This window comes from Gordonia sp. i37 (assembly GCF_002043085.1).
Lineage (GTDB): Bacteria > Actinomycetota > Actinomycetes > Mycobacteriales > Mycobacteriaceae > Gordonia > Gordonia polyisoprenivorans.
This window is the reverse complement of sequence record NZ_MVPX01000347.1, coordinates 1-2,913: the sequence shown is the minus strand read 5'-3', so window position 1 is coordinate 2,913 and position 2,913 is coordinate 1. Positions and strand designations below refer to the sequence as shown.

Below are 2,913 nucleotides of genomic sequence, written 5' to 3'. Positions count from 1 at the left end.
GTTGCTGTCGGTGCCGCCTCCTCGTTTTGGGCAGTCATCTTGTCCGCATTCGCAGTCGAGCCGGGCGCCGGGGACGCCGGTGATCTCCCCGAGGGCGATCACCCGCAGTGGCCCGACGCGGCGGGGGTCTTTGCGGCAGGTGCGTTCGTCGATGAGGGCGTTGATCTGGGTGGTGAGGAACACCCCGTAGTGGGCGGGGACGACCGCATCCAGGGTGGAGTGCCCCGCGACCTCGGGGGTGATGGTGACGTTTTCCACCAGCTCGGACAGGCTTTCGCGTTCGTCGACGACAGTGTCGGGGTTCATCGAGATCAGTGCGGCGTCGAGTTGTTGCGAGAGCACTGGGTCGGTGGTGGCCCGGGACCCGTAGTCCAGGACGATCTCCTCGAACGACATCTCGGACTCGTCACCGGTATCGACGGTGTCGCTGTCGGTGTCGATGTCCGCGCCACGCTGGGCAGCGCGCGCCATAATCGAGGCCCGATTCGTCGAGAGCTCCCCGTTCAGATAGGCGGCACGGATGAGTGGGAACTTCTCCAACAGATCCGCCAACGCCACCCAACTCCCGGCTTTGCTGCGAGAGACCTTGAACTGCAACGACACCTCGGCGCGGGCGAGTTTGTCGGCATGTTCGATCACCGAACCCCACACCTCGACCTCGGACTGTCCTGCCAAACGTTCGCGATACACCCGCTCCGCCAGCGCGGCGGCTGTCAGGACCGCGCGCGCTTCGTATTTGCGGGCCTCGCGTAGCAGGTCCGGGCCGGTCTCGGTGAGCTCGTCGTGTGTCATGGCTGTGATCGCGGCGGCGTCGGCATCCGGATCGGTGAACGTCAACACACTCGACATCGGAACAACCTCCCCTCCCGCGATCGGACTTGATGAGAACAAGTGTACGAAGGGGTACCGACAAAACCGGCGCGACGGAGGTAGGGCCGACACAATCTGTGGACAAGCATTTTCGGGCACGTCGAGTAGGTAGTGGATGTGGTTGCGATACTTGTCATCTCACCGGGTCTCGAGGCTCGGCGCCAGCGCGCCGAGCACCTCGACCATCGGGGGAAGGGGCAAGCGTCGGAAGGTGGAAGTGCTGGACCATCGGGGGGAAGGGGCGAGCGTCGGTCAGGAGGCGGCCGTCGCTCTTTCCGATGGTCGAGGTGCCGAGGAGCGCCAGCGACGAGGCCTCGAGACCCCGCTCGCCGACGAGTATCCGCACCACCCGTCGAACCGAACCAGCACCGGCGCAAGCGGTCTCGAGGCTCGCCGTACGCGGCTCGCACCTCGACCATCGGGAAGGGACGCTTGAGTGTCGGCGGTGGAAGGGTTCGACCATCGGGGGAAGGGGCAAGCGTCGGGTGAGGGAACCGCGCAACGACCGGGGGAAGGGGTCAAGCGTCGGGTGAGGGAACCGCTCGACCATCGGGGGCGAACATACGAGGCGCCGGCTTCTGCGACGGTAGGATCGGCGCATGTCGAGAGTGCGCCTCAACGGTTCTACGACCCTGCACGACGGTGGTTTTCCGTACAGTTCGACGGTGTCGCCGGGGCCGTTGCTCTTCACGGCCGGGATCAGCCCATTGGATGAGAATGGTGCGGTGATCGCGCCCGATGATGTCGTTGCGCAGGTGCGAGCGTGCCTCGGGAACCTCGCGGCTGTGCTGGGCGAGCAGGGGGCGACGTTCGTTGACGTGGCCAAGCTGACAGTCTATGTGGCAGAACACCTTCAGGCGGATCTGTATGTCGCATGGGAAGCGGTGAGCGCCGAGTTCGATGTGGTACCGCCGACGATGATGATGGGTGTATCGGTCCTGCCGTACGACGGGCAGGTGGTCGAGGTCGACGCGGTGGCCGCGCCGCCCCAGTCGTGAGCAGGCAGTGGCCATGAGCGTTGCGCGACCCCGCATCACCGATGCCCAACGCCGAAACCGGTTGCTGCGCAGACACTGCCTTGCAGAAGGGCATCACGCGGCATCGGTGGTCGACGCTGCCGCGGATGTCGTCGGACTGCACGCGACGACGCCGTCGACGGTGTATCTCTCGGCGTGGGCACGGATCGACGGTTTCCGCACCGACACCATGGACGCGGCTCTCTACGGTGACCGCACGATGATCAAGCAACTGGCCATGCGTCGAACGCTTTTCGTGTTTCCCGACGGCATCCTTCCCGACGCGGTCGGGGCGATCGGTGCGCGGGTCGCGGGTTCCGAGCGAACCAACATGCTGCGTGATCTTCGCCGCGCCGAGGACGTCGCCGATCCCGAAGGGTGGATCGATGACGCTCGTGCCGCGGTGCTCTCCGCGTTCGCCGACGGCACCACGATGACGTCGGCGGAACTGCGTGCTCGCGTGCCGGAATTCGATCGACAGGTCATCGTCAGCCCGGGCAAGTCATACGGCGGTCCGAGTCCGCTGATTCCGCGAGTTCTCAACATGTGCAGTGCTGCAGGAGAAGTCGTACGCGGTCCCAACAACGGGGGCTGGCACGTGTCGAGGCCGTCGTGGTCGGCGATGGACCGCTGGCTCGGTAGACCGCTCGACGTCCCCGATCCCGCCACCGCGCACACTGCACTCATCCGGCGATGGCTCGCGCGATTCGGTCCGGGTACCGAGACCGACCTCGTCTGGTGGCTGGGATCGACCAAACGCGATGTGCGACAGGCGCTGGCGTCGCTCGACGTCGTCGAGGTCGATCTCGACGACGGCTCCGTCGGATACGTCCTCGCCGACGATCTGCCCGGCGGCCCCGACGACGATCCGCTGCCGCCCGCAGCCCTCCTGTTGCCCGAACTCGACCCGACGACCATGGGTCACAAGGTGCGCGACTTCTATCTCGGCCCGCACGTCGACGCCATCTTCGATCGCAACGGCAACGGGGGTCAGACGGTGTGGTGGGACGGGCGGATCGTCGGCGGG

Annotated in this window: 2 protein-coding genes and 1 pseudogene; 2 read left to right on the top strand and 1 reads right to left on the bottom strand. The window is 66.0% G+C overall.

Annotation, left to right across the window (positions count from 1 at the left end; translation table 11 throughout):
* Positions 1 to 849, bottom strand: a pseudogene (locus B1964_RS16875) (13E12 repeat family protein); the annotation flags it as partial.
* A gap of 620 nt (positions 850 to 1,469) precedes the next feature.
* Here B1964_RS16875 and B1964_RS16865 point away from each other — a divergent pair.
* Together B1964_RS16865 and B1964_RS16860 are read left to right on the top strand one after the other, a co-directional pair.
* Positions 1,470 to 1,868, top strand: a complete 399-nt coding sequence (locus B1964_RS16865; protein ID WP_079930588.1) for a RidA family protein — start codon at positions 1,470 to 1,472, stop codon at positions 1,866 to 1,868.
* A gap of 13 nt (positions 1,869 to 1,881) precedes the next feature.
* Positions 1,882 to 2,913: winged helix DNA-binding domain-containing protein (locus tag B1964_RS16860; RefSeq protein ID WP_079930590.1), on the top strand; the 1,032-nt coding region annotated here is incomplete at its 3' end.